This is a genomic window from Dactylosporangium sp. CS-047395 (genome assembly GCF_050942185.1).
Lineage (GTDB): Bacteria > Actinomycetota > Actinomycetes > Mycobacteriales > Micromonosporaceae > Dactylosporangium.
Genome location: NZ_CP192015.1, coordinates 9,855,195 through 9,870,419 on the forward strand (window position 1 = coordinate 9,855,195; position 15,225 = coordinate 9,870,419).

Genomic DNA, 15,225 nt, shown 5'->3' on the forward strand with positions numbered 1-15,225 from the left:
GCGACGACAGCTCCAGCCACGCGGCCGGCGCAAGGTCAAGCCGGATAAGCCCGAGTCTCGGTCGCCTTGACCGCCGCCCACACCTCGCGCCCCGGCGTCAGCTCCAGGTGCGCAGCCGCCGCCGGCGTGACGTCCGCCGCCGCCCGCAGCACCCCGTCGAGCTGGATCCGCAGGTTGTCCCCATGCCGCTGCAGGCCCGCGATCGTCGCCGGCCAGGTGTTGCGCGGGCTACCGTCGGGCCGGGACCCGTGCAGCGCCACCGCCGACGGCGGGAACGCCACGAACGCGTCCCCCTGCAGCGCGTCGGCCGCCGTCAGCACGATCCCGCCCACGTCGATCGCGTGCCCGTCGGCCCGCCCCCGGTACAGGTTCAGCCCGACCAGCCGCGCCACGTACTCGGTCCGCGGCCGCGCGGTGATCTCGGCCGCGTCCCCCTCCTGCACGACGCCGCCCTGCTCCACGATCACCAGGCGATCGGCCAGCACCAGCGCGTCGAGCGGATCATGCGTCACCAGCAGCGTCGCACCCGGATGCCCGGCCAGATGGCGCTGCAGCTCGGCGCGGGTGTCGGCCCGGGTCCCCGCGTCCAGCGCGGCGAGCGGTTCATCAAGCAACAACAGCGCCGGTTGTACTGCCAGTGCCCGCGCCAACGCCACCCGCTGCGCCTGCCCGCCGGAGAGCTGCCGGGGTTTACGCCGCGCGAAATCGCCCAGCCCCACGCGGCCCAGCCACGCCGTCGCCTCCGCGCGCGCAGTCCGGCGGTCCCGCCCGTGCCGCCGCGGCCCGAACGCCACGTTGTCGAGCGCGGTCAGGTGCGGGAACAGCAGGTACTCCTGGAACACCACCCCGATCGACCGCCGCTCCGGCGGCACCCACTCCCGCCGCGCCGGCCGGTCGAGGTCCTTGCCGTCGAGCGCGATGTGCCCGTCGGTCAGCGAGGCGAGCCCGGCCAGCGCCCGCAGCGCCGTGGTCTTCCCCGCCCCGTTCGGCCCGAGCAGCGCGACCACCTCCCCCGCCGAGATCCGCAACTCGACGTCCAACCGAAACGTGCCGCGATCCACGACGAGCCGCGCATCGAGAAAGTCGCTCATACCGAAATCCAGCCGCCGAGCCGCACAGCCAACGAGCCGCTCATACCGAGCTCCAGCCGCCGAGCCGCGCAGCCAAAGAGCCGCGCAGGCAAGAAGCCGCGCGAGCCAAGAAAGCCGCGCGGGGGCAAGAAGCCGCGGGCCAAGAAGCCACAGGCCAAGAAAGTTCCGAGGCCAAGAAGTCGCGAGGCCAAGAAGTCGCGAGGCCAAGAAGTCGCTCGAACCGAGACCCGACCGTCGAGCCGGGCGGCAAAAAAGGCGTTCATGCGGCCGAGATCCATTTGTCGCGCAGCGAGGCCAAAATCGCGACCGAGACGGCGAGCAGGATCAGGCTCAGCACGATGGCGGCCTGGATGTCGGTCTCCAGCGCGAGGTACACCTCCAGCGGCATCGTCCGCGTGCGCCCCGGGAAGCTGCCCGCGAACGTGATCGTCGCCCCGAACTCGCCGAGCGCGCGGGCCCAGCACAGCACCCCGCCGGCCGCGATGCCCGGCGCCACCAGCGGCAGGGTCACGTGCGTGAAGGTCGTCCAGCGCCCGGCCCCGAGGGTGGCCGCCGCCTCCTCGTAGCGGCTGTCCGCCCCGCGCAGCGCGCCCTCGACCGCGATGATCAGGAATGGCATCGCCACGAACGCCTCGGCCAGGACGACGGCGCTGGTGGTGAACGGCAGCGTGATTCCGAACGCGCGGTCCAGGTATTGCCCCAGGATGCCCCGCCGCCCGAACACGAGCAGCAGCGCCACGCCCCCGACCACCGGCGGCAGCACCAGCGGCACCGTCACGATCGCCCGCACGATCCGCCGCCCGGGGAACTCCACCCGCGCGAGCAGCCAGGCCAGCGGCACCCCGAACACCAGGCACAGCACGGTGGCGATGGTCGCGCTCTGCAGCGACAGCCGCAGCGCCGTCAGCACCCCGGGCTGCGTGATCCGCTCCGGCAGCGTGGTCCAGGGCGCGCGGATCAGGAGCCCGGCCAAGGGAAGTACCAGAAAAAGCAACCCGATGCCCGCGGGCAGCAGCAGCCCCAGCGGGACCCGCCGCTGCCGGGCCGAACCGGCGCCCCTCGCGAGGCGCCGGCCCGTCGAACCGGAGACGCGGTCGGTCACGGAGCCTGGAAGCCGGCGTCCGCGAGGACCGCCTTGCCCTTGTCCGACAGCACGTAGGCGACGAAGGCCTTGGCCCCCGCCGCGTTCGGGGCGCTCTTGAGCACCACGATCGGGTAGTTGTTGATGGCGCCCGCGGACTCCGCGAACTCCACGCCGTCGACGTTGGCCGCCGCGGCCTTGGCGTCGGTGCGGTACACCAGGGCGGCGTCCACCTCGCCCAGGGTCACCTTGGACAGCGCCGACTTCACGTCCTGCTCCAGGGTCACCGGGGTGAGCTTGACGTTCGCCGCGGTCAGGGCGGTCTTGGCGGCCGCGCCGCACGGCACCTGCTCCGCGCACAGGGCCACCTTCACGCCCGGCTTGGTCAGGTCGGCCAGGGTCTTGACGCCCTTGGGGTTGCCCTTCGGCACGGCGATCACGAGCTGGTTCTTCACGAACGTGGTCGGCTCGCCCGAGGCGTTGCCGGCGTCGGTGACGGTCTTCATGTTCGCGGGCGCGGCCGAGGCGAACACGTCGGCCGGGGCGCCCTGGTTGATCTGGGTGGCGAGGGCGGAACTGCCGGCGTAGTTGAAGGTGACCTTGCTGCCGGGGTTGGCCGCCTCGAAGTCCTTGCCGATCTTGTTGAAGGACTCGGTGAGCGACGCCGCCGCGAAGACGTTGATGGTGCCGGTGACGCCGGTCGCCGCGCCCGAGGTCGGGGCGGCCGGCTGGTTGTTCGTGTCGTTGCTGGTGTCGTCCCCGCAGCCGGCCAGGCCGGTCAGCCCGACCGTGACCGCCACGAGCGCGGCCAAGAACGCACGCCTCATCGATGTCCCCTCTCCAATACCCGCTCCACCACGACGGTGGTCGACTTGATCACGGCGATGGCCACCGACCCGACCTGCAGGTCGAGCTCGTCGGCGGCCTCCCGGCTCATCAGCGACACCACCCGGAACGGCCCGGCCTGGATGTCGACCTGGGCCATCACGGTGTCCTTGACCACGGCGGTGACGATCCCGCGCAGCCGGTTGCGCGCCGACGAGCCCTCGGCCCCCGCGTCCGCCTCGGCCGCCTGCGACCGAGCGAACGCGGCCAGGTCGACGCCGTCGATCACGCGGTGCCCGTGCTCGTCCCGCCCGGCGGCCACCTTGCCGGCGTCGACCCAGCGCCGGAGCGTGTCCGCGCTGACGCCGAGCAACTCGGCCGCCTCGCCGATCCGGAACGTCGTCATGGTCGAAAGCCTATATCTCGCAGTTGCGAGGGCGAATCGGTCTCCAGGCTGGTATCTGCACAACAAAATGCGACCGGGGCATGATGGACCCATGACGCAGCGCTGGTCCGAGGTGCTCAGCCTGGTGACGTACGCGGTCGCGCCGGGTCCGTCCACGGTCGTAGTCGACGGCACGGACGCCGAGGTGGTGGCGGACACGGCCGACCGGCTCGCCGCGACCCTGCGGGAGGCCGCCGCCGTACGCCACGAAGGCACCACCATCGACGTCGAGGGCGGCGGCCCGCGCGTGGTCGTGTGGCTGCGCACGTCCCGCGACCGCCACGCCGAGGAGGCGGCCCGCGGCGACCACGCCGACATCGTGGTCGACCTGCACGACCGCGCCTGGCCGGTGATCCGCCACGTCGCGCCCCACCTGGCCGAGCACCAGCGGTGGTACCTGCGGGAGTCCCGCGCCTTCTTCGGCGTCCGCGCGGCCACCTGGGACACCCGCTTCGGGGACGACGCTCCGGCCTACGCGGCCGCGGTGTGCCGGGCCGGGCTCCCGAGCGGCGGCACGGTGCTCGACGCGGGCTGCGGCACCGGCCGCGCCCTGCCCGCCCTGCGCGACGCGGTCGGGCCGGCGGGGACGGTGATCGGGCTGGACGTGACGGCGGAGATGCTGGAGGTCGCCCGTACCCGCGAAGAGTTCTTGATTTTGGGCGATGCCCGCCGGCTGCCGTTCGCGACCGGCGCCCTCGACGCGATCTTCGCCGCCGGCCTCGTGATGCACCTGCCCGACGCCACCGAGGGGCTGCGCGAACTGGCCCGCGCGACCCGGCCCGGCGGCCGCCTGGTGCTCTTCCACCCCTCGGGCCGGGCCCGGCTGGCCGCCCGCCACGGTCGCACGCTGCGCCCGGACGAGCCGCTGGCCCAGAGCCCGCTCACGGCGGCGTGCGAGGCGTCCGGCTGGACCTTGACCGAGTACGACGACGGCGAGGATCGGTTCTTCGCGCTGGCCGTCCGCCACGCCCGGCCGCGGGAGACGCCGCGACCAGGAAACACAGGCAGGCGCCCCGCTAAATCGTGATATGTCCGAAATATCCGGTGAGGAACGAGCCGGATATTTCGCGACCAACCAACTAAACCGGCGTCAGAAGACCACGCTCAGACAGAAGATCGCGAACCTTGCGCTCCTCAGGCTCCGGCAGCAGCGTGAACGGCAGCACCAGGAGACCGTTGCCCCCGACCACGACGATCCAGAACTCGCCGTTGTCCTCGACCCGCTCGACGGCCGACCACTCGTACCCCGTGCGCATCGAGGGCGTGAAGACCCGCACGCCGGTGTCGGTGATCTCGTAGGTGGCCGTCTCCGCGAACACCCCGGTCCGCGCCTTCGCCGCCGCCTGGGTCAGCAGCCACGGGCCGACGAGGATCACCACGCCCGGGGTCAGCAGCACGCCCGCGCCGATCGGGAGGCCGAGGATGAGGGCGCTGAGCCCGGCGACCGACAGGCCCCCGCCGATCATGTTCCACGAGCGCAGGCTGCCCCGCATGCGCGCCCGCAGGGCCCGGCGCGTCCGGCCGCGGTCCGGCTGGACCGTCAGCGTGATCAGCATCAGTCCCCGTTCATCGATTGCTGCCGTAGGGTACGCCATCCGTGCGGGACGGGAAGACCGGGCCCGGGGCAAATCCTGACCTTGCGAGCGGGCCGATCGGGTGCATGCTGTGGCCATGAACATCCGCAGTGACCAGCGCGCCGACGCCTGGGAACGGCGCACCGCCGGGCCGCTCACCGCGCTGGCCGTGGTGTTCCTCGTCGCGTACGCGGTGCCGATCCTGCGCCCGGAACTGGCCCGGACCTGGCACGACGCCTGCCAGGTCGCCAACATCACGATCTGGGCCCTGTTCGTGGGCGACTACGTGGTCCGGTTCCTGTTGCACGTCGAGCGGATCCGGTTCGTGCGCGGGAATCTGTTCGATTTGGCGGTACTGCTGCTGCCGGTTCTTCGCCCTTTGCGCGTCCTGCGGCTGTTCACGGCGGTCCTCGTGCTGACGCGGCGCACGGAGGCGTGGGCGCGCGGCCGGCTGGCACTGTATGTGGGCGCGACGAGCATCCTGCTGATCTTCGTGGCGGCGCTGGCCGTGCTCGACTCCGAGCGGGCCAACCCGGACGCGAACATCACCAGCTATGCCGACGCCGTGTGGTGGGCCTGCGTGACGATCACGACCGTCGGCTACGGCGACCACTTCCCCACCACCACCGACGGCAAGCTGGTCGCGGTGGGGCTGATGATGGGCGGGATCGGCCTCATCGGTTTCGTGACCGGCTCGCTGGCCACCTGGATCGTCGACCGGATCTCGGTCAAGGACGACAACACCCAGGACGCCACCAAGAGCGACATCGCGCAGGTCCTGGCCGAGGTCAAGGCGCTGCGCGAGGAGGTCGCGGTGCTCCGGCAGGCTCAGGCGGCCGAGCCGACGGTCCAGTAGACCTGGTTGTAGTCGACGAGCTCCAGGCGGTCGCCGGCGTCCCGGTACGTCGTGATCCCGCAGTTGGCGGGCGACTGCCCGGCCGGCCACTTCTGCGCCTGGGCGTACGTCCAGCCCTCGAGCAGGAAGCGGAAGCAGCGCAGCGTGCCGCCGTGGGTGACGATCATGATCTTCTTGCCGGGGTGGTCGCGGAAGAGCGTGTTGATGAACTCGTGCACGCGGCCGGTGACGTCGGCCAGGCTCTCCCCGCCGGGCGGGCGGGCCATGAAGCCGCCGAACGTCTGCCAGTACTCGTTGAGCCACGGAAACGCCGCCTCGGCCTCGGCGGTCGTCATGTCGTAGGCGAAGCCCGGGTCCCGCTCGCGGATGAACAGGTCGGCCTTGACCTTCATCCCGGCGCGCTCGGCGGTCGTGTACGCGGCCAGCACGCCCTCGGCGGTCTGCTCGGTGCGCGCGTACCCGCTGGTGAACACGTAGTCGAAGGCGCCGAAGCGCTCCCGGACGGCGTGCCCGGTCTGCTCGGCCTGCTTGCGCCCGTCGGCGGTCAGCTCGATGAGATGGTCCGGCACGCCGCGGACCACCTGGCGGGCGGCGTCGTCGGCGAAGTACACACTGCCCTTCTTGGCCTGGTTGCGCGCCGACTCGGCGTGCCGGACGAGGACCAGCAGGGCTGGGCGAGAGGTGTCCACCTACGACTCGTACTGCTCCTGCGGCACCGGGATCAACGTGACCTCGGACACCGAGATGAACGGGATCGCCTCGCCATTGACGTCGTCGGTAATCTCGCGGCCGCTGTACTTGCCCGTGACCTGCACCCATTGCTGGTCGGCCAGCCCGTCGGGCAGCTCCCCGTCGAGCGCGACCTTGACCGGCCGGGCGTCGGCCGCACAGCAGCTGACCATCATGCGGGCCAGCAGCCACTGGTCCTGCGGCCCGCGCATCGCGAAGCCGGTGAGCTGGATGCGCCGCTCGCCGAGCGACACGCCCTTGTCGAACACGGCCCGCGAGGCGTAGTCGAGCATCGTGAGCGGGAGCGGATCGCCGGCGGGCAGCGGCGCGTACTCCGAGCGCGCGGTCACCGCCGAGCCCGAGCGGCCGGCCGCGTAGGAGCCGAGCGCGGGCGGGGCGAACAGCAGCAGCCCGAGCACCGGGGCGAGCAGCAGCCAGGCCACCTTGGGCCCGTGGTGCGCGTGGCCGTGGCCGTCGTCGTCGTGCCCCTTGTGCCCGCGCAGCTCGTACCAGAGCGTGAACAGCCCGGCGAGGACCAGCAGCACGCCGGCCGCGATCAGGTACGGCTGCAGGCCCGCCTTGACGTAGTTGAGGTACTGCCCGCTCAGCGACGCCCGCAGCACGGCTCCGCCGATCAACAGCAGAATCACGGCCTGAGCCTGCTTGTTCACAACAGCACCGGTCCCAGGATCGCGGAGACGAGGATCGCCACGACGAACGTGACGGGGGCGAAGCGCAGGGCGAACGAGCGGCCGAAGATGCCGGCCTGCATCGCGAACAGCTTCAGGTCGATCATCGGCCCGACGACGAGGAACGCGAGCCGGGCGGTGAGCGAGAACTGGGTCAGCGAGGCGGCCACGAACGCGTCGGCCTCGGAACAGATCGAGAGCAGTACCGCCAGCAGCCCCAGCGACACGATCGCCAGCACGGGATTCGCGGCGACGTGCTCCAGCCAGCTCTTCGGCACCACGACCGAGATGACGGCGGCGCAGGCGGCCCCGATCACGAGGAAGCCGCCGGCGTGCAGGACGTCGTGGCGTACCGACGCCCAGAACGCCGGCCATTTGGCCATCCCGTCCAGGTGCGCCCGCGACGGCATCCGCAGCCAGCTGCCCTTGCCGAACGCCTGCCAGAGCCAGCCCATCAGGCAGGCGACGACGAGGCTGGCCACGGCCCGGCCGACCACCATCTGCGGCTGGCCCGGGAAGGCGACCGCGGTGGAGATCAGCACGACGGGGTTCACGGCGGGCGAGGCGAGCAGGAACGCGAAGGCGGCGGCCGGGGTTACCCCGCGACGCACGAGCGCGCCGGCCACGGGCACGGACGCGCACTCGCAGCCCGGCAGCACGACGCCCGCCACCGATGCCGTCGGTACCGCGAGCGCCGGGTGCTTCGGCAGTGCCTTGGCGAAGAACGACGGCGGGACGAACACGGCGATGATCGCGGAGAGCACGACGCCGAAGACGAGGAACGGGATCGCCTGGGTGAGCACCGAGACGAACACGGTGAGCCAGGTCTGCAGGGCGGGCGTGGCGAGCGAGCGGGTGATCGGCTCGCGCAGCAGCACCACGAGCACCAGCACGACCGCGAGGACCTCGACCGATCCCGGCCGCCAGCCCCGTTTCGGTTCGGCCTCCGCCTCGGGAGCCGGGTGTTCCTCGGTCACCGTCACGCGAAGGAGGCTACCCCGTCGATTGGTACCGTCGGCATGAAGCGCCGACGAACACTTCGGAGAGTGAGCGATGAGCGACGCCCGGGCCCTGGTGGCCGTCTTCGACTCGCCGGTCGCCGGCCACCTGCTGCGGTTCGCGGCCACCCTGGACTTCCGGGTGGCGCTGGCCGAGCCGGGCCTCGACGGCATCGCGATCGACGCGGACACCGACATCGTGGTGTGCGACCACGACCGGCCCGAGCTGGGCCCGGTCCTGCGCGAGGCCCTGCGGACGCCCGCGCGCTGGATCGGCGTGATGGGCAGCCCCCGGCACGCCGGACCGCACGTCGAGGCGCTGCGAAGCCTCGGCGTCGAAGAAGCGGACATCGCCCGGGTGCACCGGCCGATCGGGCTCAACATCGGCTCGCGCACGCCGGCCGAGATCGCCCTCGCGACCCTCGCCGGGCTGGTCGCCGATCGCAACGACCGGCCCGGCGGGTTCGCGTTCTGAGGCCCTAGCAGCCCGGGAGGCGCTCGATCAGGTACGTCTCGACCTGGTCGATCGAGACCCGCTCCTGCGTCATGGTGTCGCGGTCCCGGATCGTGACGGCGTTGTCGTTGAGCGTGTCGAAGTCGACGGTCAGGCAGTACGGCGTGCCGATCTCGTCCTGCCGCCGGTAGCGCCGGCCGATGCCCTGGGCGTCGTCGAAGTCCACCGTCCAGCGCTTGCGCAGCTGGGCGGCGAGGTCGCGGGCCTTGGGCGAGAGGTCGGCGTTGCGCGACAGGGGCAGCACCGCGGCCTTGACCGGGGCGAGCCGCTTGTCGAAGCGCATGACCGTGCGCTTGTCGACCGAGCCGCTGGTGTTCGGCGCCTCGTCCTCGTCGTACGCCTCGAGCAGGAACGCCAGCACGGCCCGGGTGAGGCCGGCGGCGGGCTCGATGACGTACGGCACCCACCGCTCCTTCTTCTCCTGGTCGAAGTAGGACAGGTCGACACCGGAGTGCTTGGAGTGCGTGGTGAGGTCGAAGTCGGTGCGGTTGGCGATGCCCTCGAGCTCGGAGAACTCCTGGCCACCGAAGCGGAAGCGGTACTCGATGTCGACCGTCCGCTTCGAGTAGTGCGAGAGCTTCTCCTTCGGGTGCTCGTAGAAGCGCAGGTTGTTCTCGGAGATGCCCAGGTCGAGGTACCAGTTCCAGCGCTGCTGCAGCCAGTACTCGTGCCATTCCTCGTCGCTGCCGGGCTCGACGAAGAACTCCATCTCCATCTGCTCGAACTCGCGGGTCCGGAAGATGAAGTTGCCCGGGGTGATCTCGTTGCGGAAGCTCTTGCCGATCTGCGCGATGCCGAACGGCGGCTTCTTGCGCGCGGCGCCCGCCACGTTGTTGAAGTTGACGAAGATGCCCTGCGCGGTCTCGGGCCGCAGGTAGTGCAGGCCCTCGTCGTTCTCCACGGCGCCCAGGTAGGTCTTCATGAGGCCGTTGAACATCCGCGGCTCGCTGAAGGTGCCCTTGTTGCCGCAGTTCGGGCAGTTGATCTCGCCGAGCACGAACGGCTTCTCGGTGCCGTTCTTCTCGACCCAGGCCTCCTCGAGGTGGTCGGCCCGGAAGCGCTTGTGGCAGGACGCGCACTCGGTCAGCGGGTCGACGAACGCGTCGACGTGGCCGGAGGCGACCCAGACGTCCCGGGCCAGGATCACCGCGGAGTCGAGGCCGACGATGTCGTCGCGCTGCTGGACCATCGTGCGCCACCACTGGCGGCGGACGTTCTCCTTGAGCTCGACGCCGAGCGGGCCGTAGTCCCAGGCCGAGCGGGTGCCCCCGTAGATCTCGCTGGACGGGAAGACAAAGCCGCGGCGCTTCGCGAGGCTGACGACGGAATCGATGCGATCTGCGGCCATGGGTTCCTCCTAAGCCTCACGGCGACTGGCTGTCGGCAAGGCTGGTCGTGTTTGGTGTCGGGTGGTGTCCTGCGTGGTGTTCACCCGGGCAAACCGTCAACGTCACGTTCGACGGTACGGTTACGCCGCGTCGAGCCGCACCAGATTAACGGGCGCGCCGCGCGGCCCGGCGAGGGCGGTGGGTCAGTCGATCCCGCCGCAGATCACGTAGCGCGTGCCGGCCTGCTCCATGACGTACTGCTTCTCCACCCACGTCGTCTGCTCGCGCACCCGCGCCGGGACGGTGATCGCGTTGCTGATCGTGACGTTGTCCGCGTCGACCGTGAAGTCGGTGACCGGCGTGGTGCCGAAGTGGTCCTCGAACCAGCCGAGCGAGTGGGTGCGCTGCTCGTCGTCGCAGAGCTGGCGGCGGGCGGTGGTGAAGTCCTCGTCGCGGACCGCGGTCAGGTAGTCCTCGACCACCGCGGCGACCTGGCCCTTGCCGACCCGGTCGGCGTAGGGCAGCAGCAGCGACACGCCGACGACCCCGCCGACGCAGCACAGCACCACGATCAGCCCGCCGATGCCCAGCCCCCACCACAGCCCGCGCAGGTCGCGGTCGCGCGGCGGCGACGCGAACGGCGCGACCACGCCGGGCCCGCGCGGCGGTGGCGGGACCTCGTCCGGCTGCTCCCAGAGGGGTGGCGGGCCGACCTGCGGCGGCATCATGCCGATCAGCCTATCCAAACGCCACGACGATCACTCACGCTCAGGCGCGGTCACTGCTCGTGACGGTCAGTTCACCGCCCGGTGCGGTCTCGGCCAGCACCTCGAACGCCGAGGGCTCGTCGAGCGCCTGGGCCAGCAGCGGGGTGGCGTACATCTTCACGTCGAAGTTGGACAGGGCGCGGCGGTAGGCGCCCACCGACTCCCACTCGGTGAGGATGCTCCAGTGGCTCGGGTCGTCGTACGCGCGTCCGAGGCGGCCGCGCAGGTACCCTTTGCAGGCCGCGAGGGCGGCGAGCGCGGCGTGTGCGCGCCCGGCGAACCCTTCTTCGTCGGCCTCGACGACGAACCTGGTCATCACGAGCATGCCGCCGAGCATACGGAAGGACCACCCATGACCGAGCACGTGCTGCGCCGCCTCGCCCGCGTGAACAGGACCCTGGTGTTCCTGGTGGCCGCGGCGGTCGTGTTCCTGGGCCTGTTCCTGCCGGGAATCGTGGGTTCCGCGGTACTGCTGGTGCTCGCGGCGGGGCTGCTGTGGCTGCTGACGAAGACGTGGCCGGTGACTCCTCCCGCTGCGCGGCTGCCGCGCGTGCTCATCCTCACCCTGCTGATCGCGGTGGCGGCCTTCAAGGCAAGTTGACAACGATTCCCATTATCAGGCACGCTCGAAGGGTGGTTCTCCAGGTCGAACGGGCGGTCGTCGCCTACGGTGGGCGGCCCGTGCTCGACGGGGTGTCGCTCGACGTGCGCGCGGGCGAGGTCGTGGCCATCCTCGGCGCCAACGGGTCCGGCAAGTCCACCCTGGTGAAGGCCGCGATGGGCCTCGCCCCGCTGGCCGGCGGCGAAGTGCGGCTGTTCGGGACCCCGCTGCGCAGGTTCCGCGGCTGGCACCGCATCGGCTACGTGCCGCAGCGCGTCGGGGCCGGCGCCGGCGTGCCCGCCACGGTCGGCGAGGTCGTCGCCGAGGGACGGCTGGCCCGCCGCGGCTTCCTGCGCTTCGCCTCCTCGGCCGACCGCCAGGCCGTCGCCGACGCCCTGGCCGCCGTCGGGCTGGCCGACCGCGTGCGGGAGCCCGTCTCGGTGCTCTCCGGTGGCCAGCAGCAGCGGGTGCTCATCGCCCGCGCCCTGGCCGGCGGCCCCGAGCTGCTGGTGCTCGACGAGCCGACGGCCGGCGTGGACGCGGTCAGCCAGGAGCTGTTCGCCGGCTGCCTGCGCAGGTTCGTCGGGCAGGGCGGCACGGTCGTGTTCGTCGCCCACGAGCTCGGCCCGCTGCGCCCGCTGATCACCCGGGCGGTCGTGGTCAACCGCGGCGAGATCGTGCACGACGGCGCCCCGCCCGCGCACGACAACGACCACGTGCACCCGCACGCCGACCATCTCCATGCCGGCCCCGACCACGCGGTCGGTCCGGAGCGGGCGGCCGCATGAGCATCTTCGCGTACGACTTCATGATCCGCGCGCTGCTCGGAGCGCTCATCACGGGTGCGTCCGCACCGGCGATCGGCACCTATCTCGTCCAGCGCCGGCTCTCGCTGATCGGCGACGGCCTCGGCCACGTCGCGCTCACCGGCGTCGGGCTCGGCCTGCTGCTGCACCAGTCCCCCGTGATCATGGCGGTGCTCGCGGCCGCGGCCGGGGCGGTCGTCATCGAGCTGGTCCGCGAGCGCGGCCGCACGTCCGGCGACATCGCGCTGTCGATGCTCTTCTACGGCGGCATCTCCGGCGGCGTGGTCCTGGTCAACCTCTCCGACGAGCAGAGCAGCCGGAGCCTGGTGACGTACCTGTTCGGCTCGCCGCTGACCACGAACCGCCAGGACCTGACCGTCATGCTGATCCTGGGCGTGGCCGTGCTGGCGGTCGCGATCCTGCTGCGGCCGTGGCTCTTCGCGGTGTGCCACGACGAGGAGTACGCGCGCGTCTCCGGGCTGCCGGTCCGCACCCTGAACCTGGTCCTGGCCATCACCACCGCGGTCACCGTCACGGTGGCCATGCGGGCCGTCGGGCTGCTGCTGGTCAGCGCGCTCATGGTGGTGCCCGTGGCGACCGCGCAGCAGATCACCCGCGGGTTCCGGGCCACCATGCTCGCCGCCATCGGGCTCGGCCTGCTCGTCTCGGGCGCCGGCGTGTGGCTGTCCACCGCGATCGACACCGGCCCCGGGGCGACCGTCGTGCTGCTCGCGATCGCCGGATTCTTCTTCGTGACCGTGGGCATTTCGCTGGTACGGGCGGCAAGACGCGCCCGGCACCGCGCGCCCGACCCCGCGCCGAAGGTCGAAGCCGGTGTCACCTGAGCCCCAGGACGGCTACGAGGCGGCGGGCGAGCTGCTCAAGGCCCTGTCCGCGCCGCTGCGGATCCGGATCGTGACCGAGCTGGCCGGCGGCCCGCAGTGCGTGCACGAGCTGGTGGAGACGCTGGGGGTACCGCAGCCGCTGGTCTCCCAGCACCTGCGCGTCCTGCGCGGCGCGGGCGTCGTGCGCGGTTCCCGGCGCGGCCGCGAGATCGCCTACGCTCTGCTTGATGAACACATCGCGCACATCGTCGCGGACGCCGTCAGCCATGCGCGTGAGGGCTGACCGCCTGGCCGCAGTGGCGCTGGCGGCGGTGCTGGCGCTGACCGGCTGTACCAGCGGCGGCAAGGAAGCCTCCCCGGAGCAGACGCCGTCCCCGGCCGGCCCGGTGGCGACCGACCCGGCCTCGGTGTTCCGGGCGGCGGTCGCGAAGACGAACCAGGTCCCGCTGTCGTTCACGATCGACTCCGACCTCGGCACGATCGGCACCATGACCGGCGACGGCGCGTCCGACCCGAAGCAGAAGGCGACCGCCTACAAGGCCCAGCTGCTGACCACCGACCGGAAGATCGACATCGCCGCGGTGCTGGTGACGCCGGACCTGTACCTCCAGGTCACCGGCCTGACCACGGACCGCTGGGCGCACCTGATCACCACCAAGGTCAAGTCGCTGGCCAAGCTCGGCCTCGACCCCACCGGCAGCCCGACCGGCCTCGGCTCCCTCGCCGACGAGATCGTCACCGTCCAGCAGACCGCCCCGGGCTCCTTCAGCGGCACCCTGGACAAGTCGAAGAACCCCCTGCTGGCCAGCGCGAGCCCGACCGACGCCCTGAAGGCCGTCCCCTTCGAGGCCACCGTGAACTCGGACGGCTACGTCACGCAGCTGGTGACCCACACCCCCGCCGTGGGCGCCGCCCCCGCCTCGACCAGCACCGTCAAGTTCGCCAACTTCGCCAGCAAGACGATCAAGGTCGAGCGCCCGGACTCCTCCACGGTGGAACAGGCCCCCGACGCGTTCTACCAAGCACTGCAGTAACCGCCCGGATACGCGACGCTGGGAGCCATGAAGCTCTATGCCGACCGTGCCCCCGTCGCCATCCGGCAGCTGCTGACCGACGTGCTCGTGGTCGTGTGGGTGTACGCCTGGGTCAGAATCGGGATGGCCGTGTTCGACCTGATCCAGAAGCTCGCCGCGCCGGGCCGCCAGCTCGAGGACGCCGGCAACGGGCTCGCCTCCAACCTCAACGGCGCCGGCGACCGCATCAACCGCGTCCCCGGCGTGGGCGACAACATCGCGGCACCCTTCCGCGACGCCGCCAAGGCCGCCGGCTCGTTGGCCAGCGCGGGCCGGGAGCAGCAGGACATCGTCAACGACCTGGCCTGGATCCTCTCGTTGGTCATCGTCGTCCTGCCGGTCCTGCTGGTCGTCGGCCTCTGGCTGCCGCTGCGCATCCGCTGGGTCCGCCGGGCCGGCTCGGCCGCCCGCCTGCGCGGCGTCACGGCCGGCCGCGACCTGCTGGCCCTGCGCGCCCTGGCCACCCAGCCGCTGAAGCGCCTGCTGAAGGTCGACCCGGAGGTGGCGGCGCTGTGGCGCCGCGGCGATCCGGAGACCGTCGAGGCCCTGGCCCGCCTGGAACTCCGCGCCCTCGGACTGCGCTGAGCACCGGAGGTCACGGCCAGGTGTGCGCCGTGCGGGCGAACGTCTCGGGGTCGCTGTGCACCGGCACCACGCAGAACACGTGCCCGCCCGGCGACCGCATCGCGAAGGCGTCCTTCCACCGGCTCACCGACTCCGCGCCGAGCGCCGTCAGACGGGCCACCTCGGCCGCCAGGTCGTCGGTCTCGATGTCGACGTGGTAGCGCGGCCCAGCGGCCGCGTCACCGTCGCCGTCACCGTCGCCGACCGCCTGCACCACGGTGAAGAAGTCGGGGACGGCGCCGACGAGCGCGGTGAACTGCTCCTCGCCGGGCGGCGACCAGGCCGGCGTGCCCAGCGCGGCGGACCAGAAGTCCACCTCCGCGCCGACCCGCGCACCCGGCGTATCGAAGACAACGCTCACCAATCGACTGCGATGCAT

21 protein-coding genes are annotated in these 15,225 nt (G+C 71.7%); 9 read left to right on the forward strand and 12 right to left on the reverse strand.

Features of this window, described 5'->3' with window-relative positions:
• Positions 1-35 precede the first annotated feature (35 nt).
• The 4 genes from ACQP00_RS46055 to ACQP00_RS46070 all read right to left on the reverse strand — a co-directional run bounded on the left by ACQP00_RS46055 (position 36) and on the right by ACQP00_RS46070 (position 3,403).
• On the reverse strand, positions 36-1,091 hold the full coding sequence (locus ACQP00_RS46055) for an ABC transporter ATP-binding protein (protein ID WP_433209827.1): 1,056 nt from the start codon (positions 1,089-1,091) through the stop codon (positions 36-38).
• 259 nt (positions 1,092-1,350) lie between these two features.
• On the reverse strand, positions 1,351-2,193 hold the full coding sequence (locus ACQP00_RS46060; protein ID WP_433209829.1) for an ABC transporter permease: 843 nt from the start codon (positions 2,191-2,193) through the stop codon (positions 1,351-1,353).
• Positions 2,190-2,999 carry a molybdate ABC transporter substrate-binding protein gene (gene modA, locus ACQP00_RS46065; protein WP_433209831.1) on the reverse strand — a complete coding sequence of 270 codons (810 nt, stop codon included), beginning with the start codon at positions 2,997-2,999 and terminating at the stop codon, positions 2,190-2,192. Before modA ends, ACQP00_RS46060 begins: the two co-directional genes overlap by 4 nt.
• Positions 2,996-3,403, reverse strand: coding sequence for a TOBE domain-containing protein (locus ACQP00_RS46070; RefSeq protein ID WP_433209833.1), 408 nt, complete (start codon positions 3,401-3,403; stop codon positions 2,996-2,998). Before ACQP00_RS46070 ends, modA begins: the two co-directional genes overlap by 4 nt.
• A 91-nt stretch (positions 3,404-3,494) precedes the next feature.
• Here ACQP00_RS46070 and ACQP00_RS46075 point away from each other — a divergent pair, with 91 nt between their 5' ends.
• Positions 3,495-4,469: a class I SAM-dependent methyltransferase gene (locus ACQP00_RS46075; protein ID WP_433209835.1), complete on the forward strand. Its 975-nt coding sequence runs from the start codon at positions 3,495-3,497 to the stop codon at positions 4,467-4,469.
• Between the two features lie 52 nt (positions 4,470-4,521).
• On the opposite strand, the gene ACQP00_RS46080 is transcribed toward ACQP00_RS46075, so the two are convergent.
• Entirely contained in the window at positions 4,522-4,998 is a 477-nt protein-coding gene (locus ACQP00_RS46080; RefSeq protein WP_433209837.1) for a YcxB family protein, read from the reverse strand.
• 115 nt (positions 4,999-5,113) lie between these two features.
• Between ACQP00_RS46080 and ACQP00_RS46085 the strand changes: the two genes are divergently transcribed.
• A complete protein-coding gene (locus tag ACQP00_RS46085; protein ID WP_433209839.1) occupies positions 5,114-5,872 on the forward strand; it encodes a potassium channel family protein in 759 nt (252 codons plus the stop codon).
• Here the strand turns inward: ACQP00_RS46085 and ACQP00_RS46090 are convergent.
• The 3 genes from ACQP00_RS46090 to ACQP00_RS46100 are packed head-to-tail and all read right to left on the reverse strand — an operon-like array spanning position 5,845 to position 8,273.
• On the reverse strand, positions 5,845-6,561 hold the full coding sequence (locus tag ACQP00_RS46090) for a histidine phosphatase family protein (RefSeq protein WP_433209841.1): 717 nt from the start codon (positions 6,559-6,561) through the stop codon (positions 5,845-5,847). The two genes, ACQP00_RS46085 and ACQP00_RS46090, sit on opposite strands and share 28 nt — an antisense overlap.
• Complete coding sequence (locus tag ACQP00_RS46095) at positions 6,562-7,251, reverse strand: TIGR03943 family putative permease subunit (protein ID WP_433209843.1); 690 nt, start codon at positions 7,249-7,251, stop codon at positions 6,562-6,564. It abuts the gene before it with no gap.
• Between the two features lie 17 nt (positions 7,252-7,268).
• A complete protein-coding gene (locus ACQP00_RS46100) occupies positions 7,269-8,273 on the reverse strand; it encodes a permease (protein WP_433209845.1) in 1,005 nt (334 codons plus the stop codon).
• Positions 8,274-8,343: 70 nt separating this feature from the next.
• Between ACQP00_RS46100 and ACQP00_RS46105 the strand changes: the two genes are divergently transcribed.
• Complete coding sequence (locus ACQP00_RS46105; protein ID WP_433209847.1) at positions 8,344-8,763, forward strand: XdhC family protein; 420 nt, start codon at positions 8,344-8,346, stop codon at positions 8,761-8,763.
• Positions 8,764-8,767: 4 nt separating this feature from the next.
• Here the strand turns inward: ACQP00_RS46105 and ACQP00_RS46110 are convergent, their stop codons facing one another.
• The 3 genes from ACQP00_RS46110 to ACQP00_RS46120 all read right to left on the reverse strand — a co-directional run bounded on the left by ACQP00_RS46110 (position 8,768) and on the right by ACQP00_RS46120 (position 11,222).
• Positions 8,768-10,150: a glycine--tRNA ligase gene (locus ACQP00_RS46110; protein WP_433209849.1), complete on the reverse strand. Its 1,383-nt coding sequence runs from the start codon at positions 10,148-10,150 to the stop codon at positions 8,768-8,770.
• 183 nt (positions 10,151-10,333) lie between these two features.
• Positions 10,334-10,858 carry a hypothetical protein gene (locus tag ACQP00_RS46115; protein WP_433209851.1) on the reverse strand — a complete coding sequence of 175 codons (525 nt, stop codon included), beginning with the start codon at positions 10,856-10,858 and terminating at the stop codon, positions 10,334-10,336.
• Positions 10,859-10,898: 40 nt separating this feature from the next.
• Positions 10,899-11,222: an antibiotic biosynthesis monooxygenase gene (locus ACQP00_RS46120; protein ID WP_433209853.1), complete on the reverse strand. Its 324-nt coding sequence runs from the start codon at positions 11,220-11,222 to the stop codon at positions 10,899-10,901.
• A 27-nt stretch (positions 11,223-11,249) separates the two neighbouring features.
• Here ACQP00_RS46120 and ACQP00_RS46125 point away from each other — a divergent pair, with 27 nt between their 5' ends.
• The 6 genes from ACQP00_RS46125 to ACQP00_RS46150 are packed head-to-tail and all read left to right on the forward strand — an operon-like array spanning position 11,250 to position 14,807.
• The gene (locus ACQP00_RS46125) at positions 11,250-11,498 is read left to right on the forward strand and encodes a DUF6703 family protein (RefSeq protein ID WP_433209855.1); all 249 of its coding nucleotides are present in this window, start codon (positions 11,250-11,252) and stop codon (positions 11,496-11,498) included.
• Between the two features lie 32 nt (positions 11,499-11,530).
• Positions 11,531-12,286, forward strand: coding sequence for a metal ABC transporter ATP-binding protein (locus ACQP00_RS46130; protein ID WP_433209857.1), 756 nt, complete (start codon positions 11,531-11,533; stop codon positions 12,284-12,286).
• Positions 12,283-13,149, forward strand: a complete 867-nt coding sequence (locus tag ACQP00_RS46135) for a metal ABC transporter permease (RefSeq protein ID WP_433209859.1) — start codon at positions 12,283-12,285, stop codon at positions 13,147-13,149. The genes ACQP00_RS46130 and ACQP00_RS46135 overlap by 4 nt, the downstream gene beginning before the upstream one ends.
• The gene (locus tag ACQP00_RS46140; RefSeq protein WP_433209861.1) at positions 13,139-13,432 is read left to right on the forward strand and encodes an ArsR/SmtB family transcription factor; all 294 of its coding nucleotides are present in this window, start codon (positions 13,139-13,141) and stop codon (positions 13,430-13,432) included. The genes ACQP00_RS46135 and ACQP00_RS46140 overlap by 11 nt, the downstream gene beginning before the upstream one ends.
• Complete coding sequence (locus ACQP00_RS46145) at positions 13,416-14,183, forward strand: hypothetical protein (protein WP_433209863.1); 768 nt, start codon at positions 13,416-13,418, stop codon at positions 14,181-14,183. Before ACQP00_RS46140 ends, ACQP00_RS46145 begins: the two co-directional genes overlap by 17 nt.
• A 27-nt stretch (positions 14,184-14,210) precedes the next feature.
• Positions 14,211-14,807, forward strand: a complete 597-nt coding sequence (locus ACQP00_RS46150; RefSeq protein ID WP_433209865.1) for a hypothetical protein — start codon at positions 14,211-14,213, stop codon at positions 14,805-14,807.
• A 10-nt stretch (positions 14,808-14,817) separates the two neighbouring features.
• Here the strand turns inward: ACQP00_RS46150 and ACQP00_RS46155 are convergent, their stop codons facing one another.
• Positions 14,818-15,207: a VOC family protein gene (locus ACQP00_RS46155; protein WP_433209867.1), complete on the reverse strand. Its 390-nt coding sequence runs from the start codon at positions 15,205-15,207 to the stop codon at positions 14,818-14,820.
• Positions 15,208-15,225 lie beyond the last annotated feature (18 nt).

Excerpts from the sequence above, each read along its gene's own strand:
- ACQP00_RS46055 (WP_433209827.1), bottom strand. The coding sequence starts at position 1,091 with ATGAGCGACTTTCTCGATGCGCGGCTCGTCGTGGATCGCGGCACGTTT.
- modA (WP_433209831.1), bottom strand. The coding sequence starts at position 2,999 with ATGAGGCGTGCGTTCTTGGCCGCGCTCGTGGCGGTCACGGTCGGGCTG.
- ACQP00_RS46070 (WP_433209833.1), bottom strand. The coding sequence starts at position 3,403 with ATGACGACGTTCCGGATCGGCGAGGCGGCCGAGTTGCTCGGCGTCAGC.
- ACQP00_RS46075 (WP_433209835.1), top strand. The coding sequence starts at position 3,495 with ATGACGCAGCGCTGGTCCGAGGTGCTCAGCCTGGTGACGTACGCGGTC.
- ACQP00_RS46080 (WP_433209837.1), bottom strand. The coding sequence starts at position 4,998 with ATGCTGATCACGCTGACGGTCCAGCCGGACCGCGGCCGGACGCGCCGG.
- ACQP00_RS46085 (WP_433209839.1), top strand. The coding sequence starts at position 5,114 with ATGAACATCCGCAGTGACCAGCGCGCCGACGCCTGGGAACGGCGCACC.
- ACQP00_RS46105 (WP_433209847.1), top strand. The coding sequence starts at position 8,344 with ATGAGCGACGCCCGGGCCCTGGTGGCCGTCTTCGACTCGCCGGTCGCC.
- ACQP00_RS46110 (WP_433209849.1), bottom strand. The coding sequence starts at position 10,150 with ATGGCCGCAGATCGCATCGATTCCGTCGTCAGCCTCGCGAAGCGCCGC.
- ACQP00_RS46115 (WP_433209851.1), bottom strand. The coding sequence starts at position 10,858 with ATGATGCCGCCGCAGGTCGGCCCGCCACCCCTCTGGGAGCAGCCGGAC.
- ACQP00_RS46120 (WP_433209853.1), bottom strand. The coding sequence starts at position 11,222 with ATGCTCGTGATGACCAGGTTCGTCGTCGAGGCCGACGAAGAAGGGTTC.
- ACQP00_RS46125 (WP_433209855.1), top strand. The coding sequence starts at position 11,250 with ATGACCGAGCACGTGCTGCGCCGCCTCGCCCGCGTGAACAGGACCCTG.
- ACQP00_RS46135 (WP_433209859.1), top strand. The coding sequence starts at position 12,283 with ATGAGCATCTTCGCGTACGACTTCATGATCCGCGCGCTGCTCGGAGCG.
- ACQP00_RS46145 (WP_433209863.1), top strand. The coding sequence starts at position 13,416 with ATGCGCGTGAGGGCTGACCGCCTGGCCGCAGTGGCGCTGGCGGCGGTG.
- ACQP00_RS46150 (WP_433209865.1), top strand. The coding sequence starts at position 14,211 with ATGAAGCTCTATGCCGACCGTGCCCCCGTCGCCATCCGGCAGCTGCTG.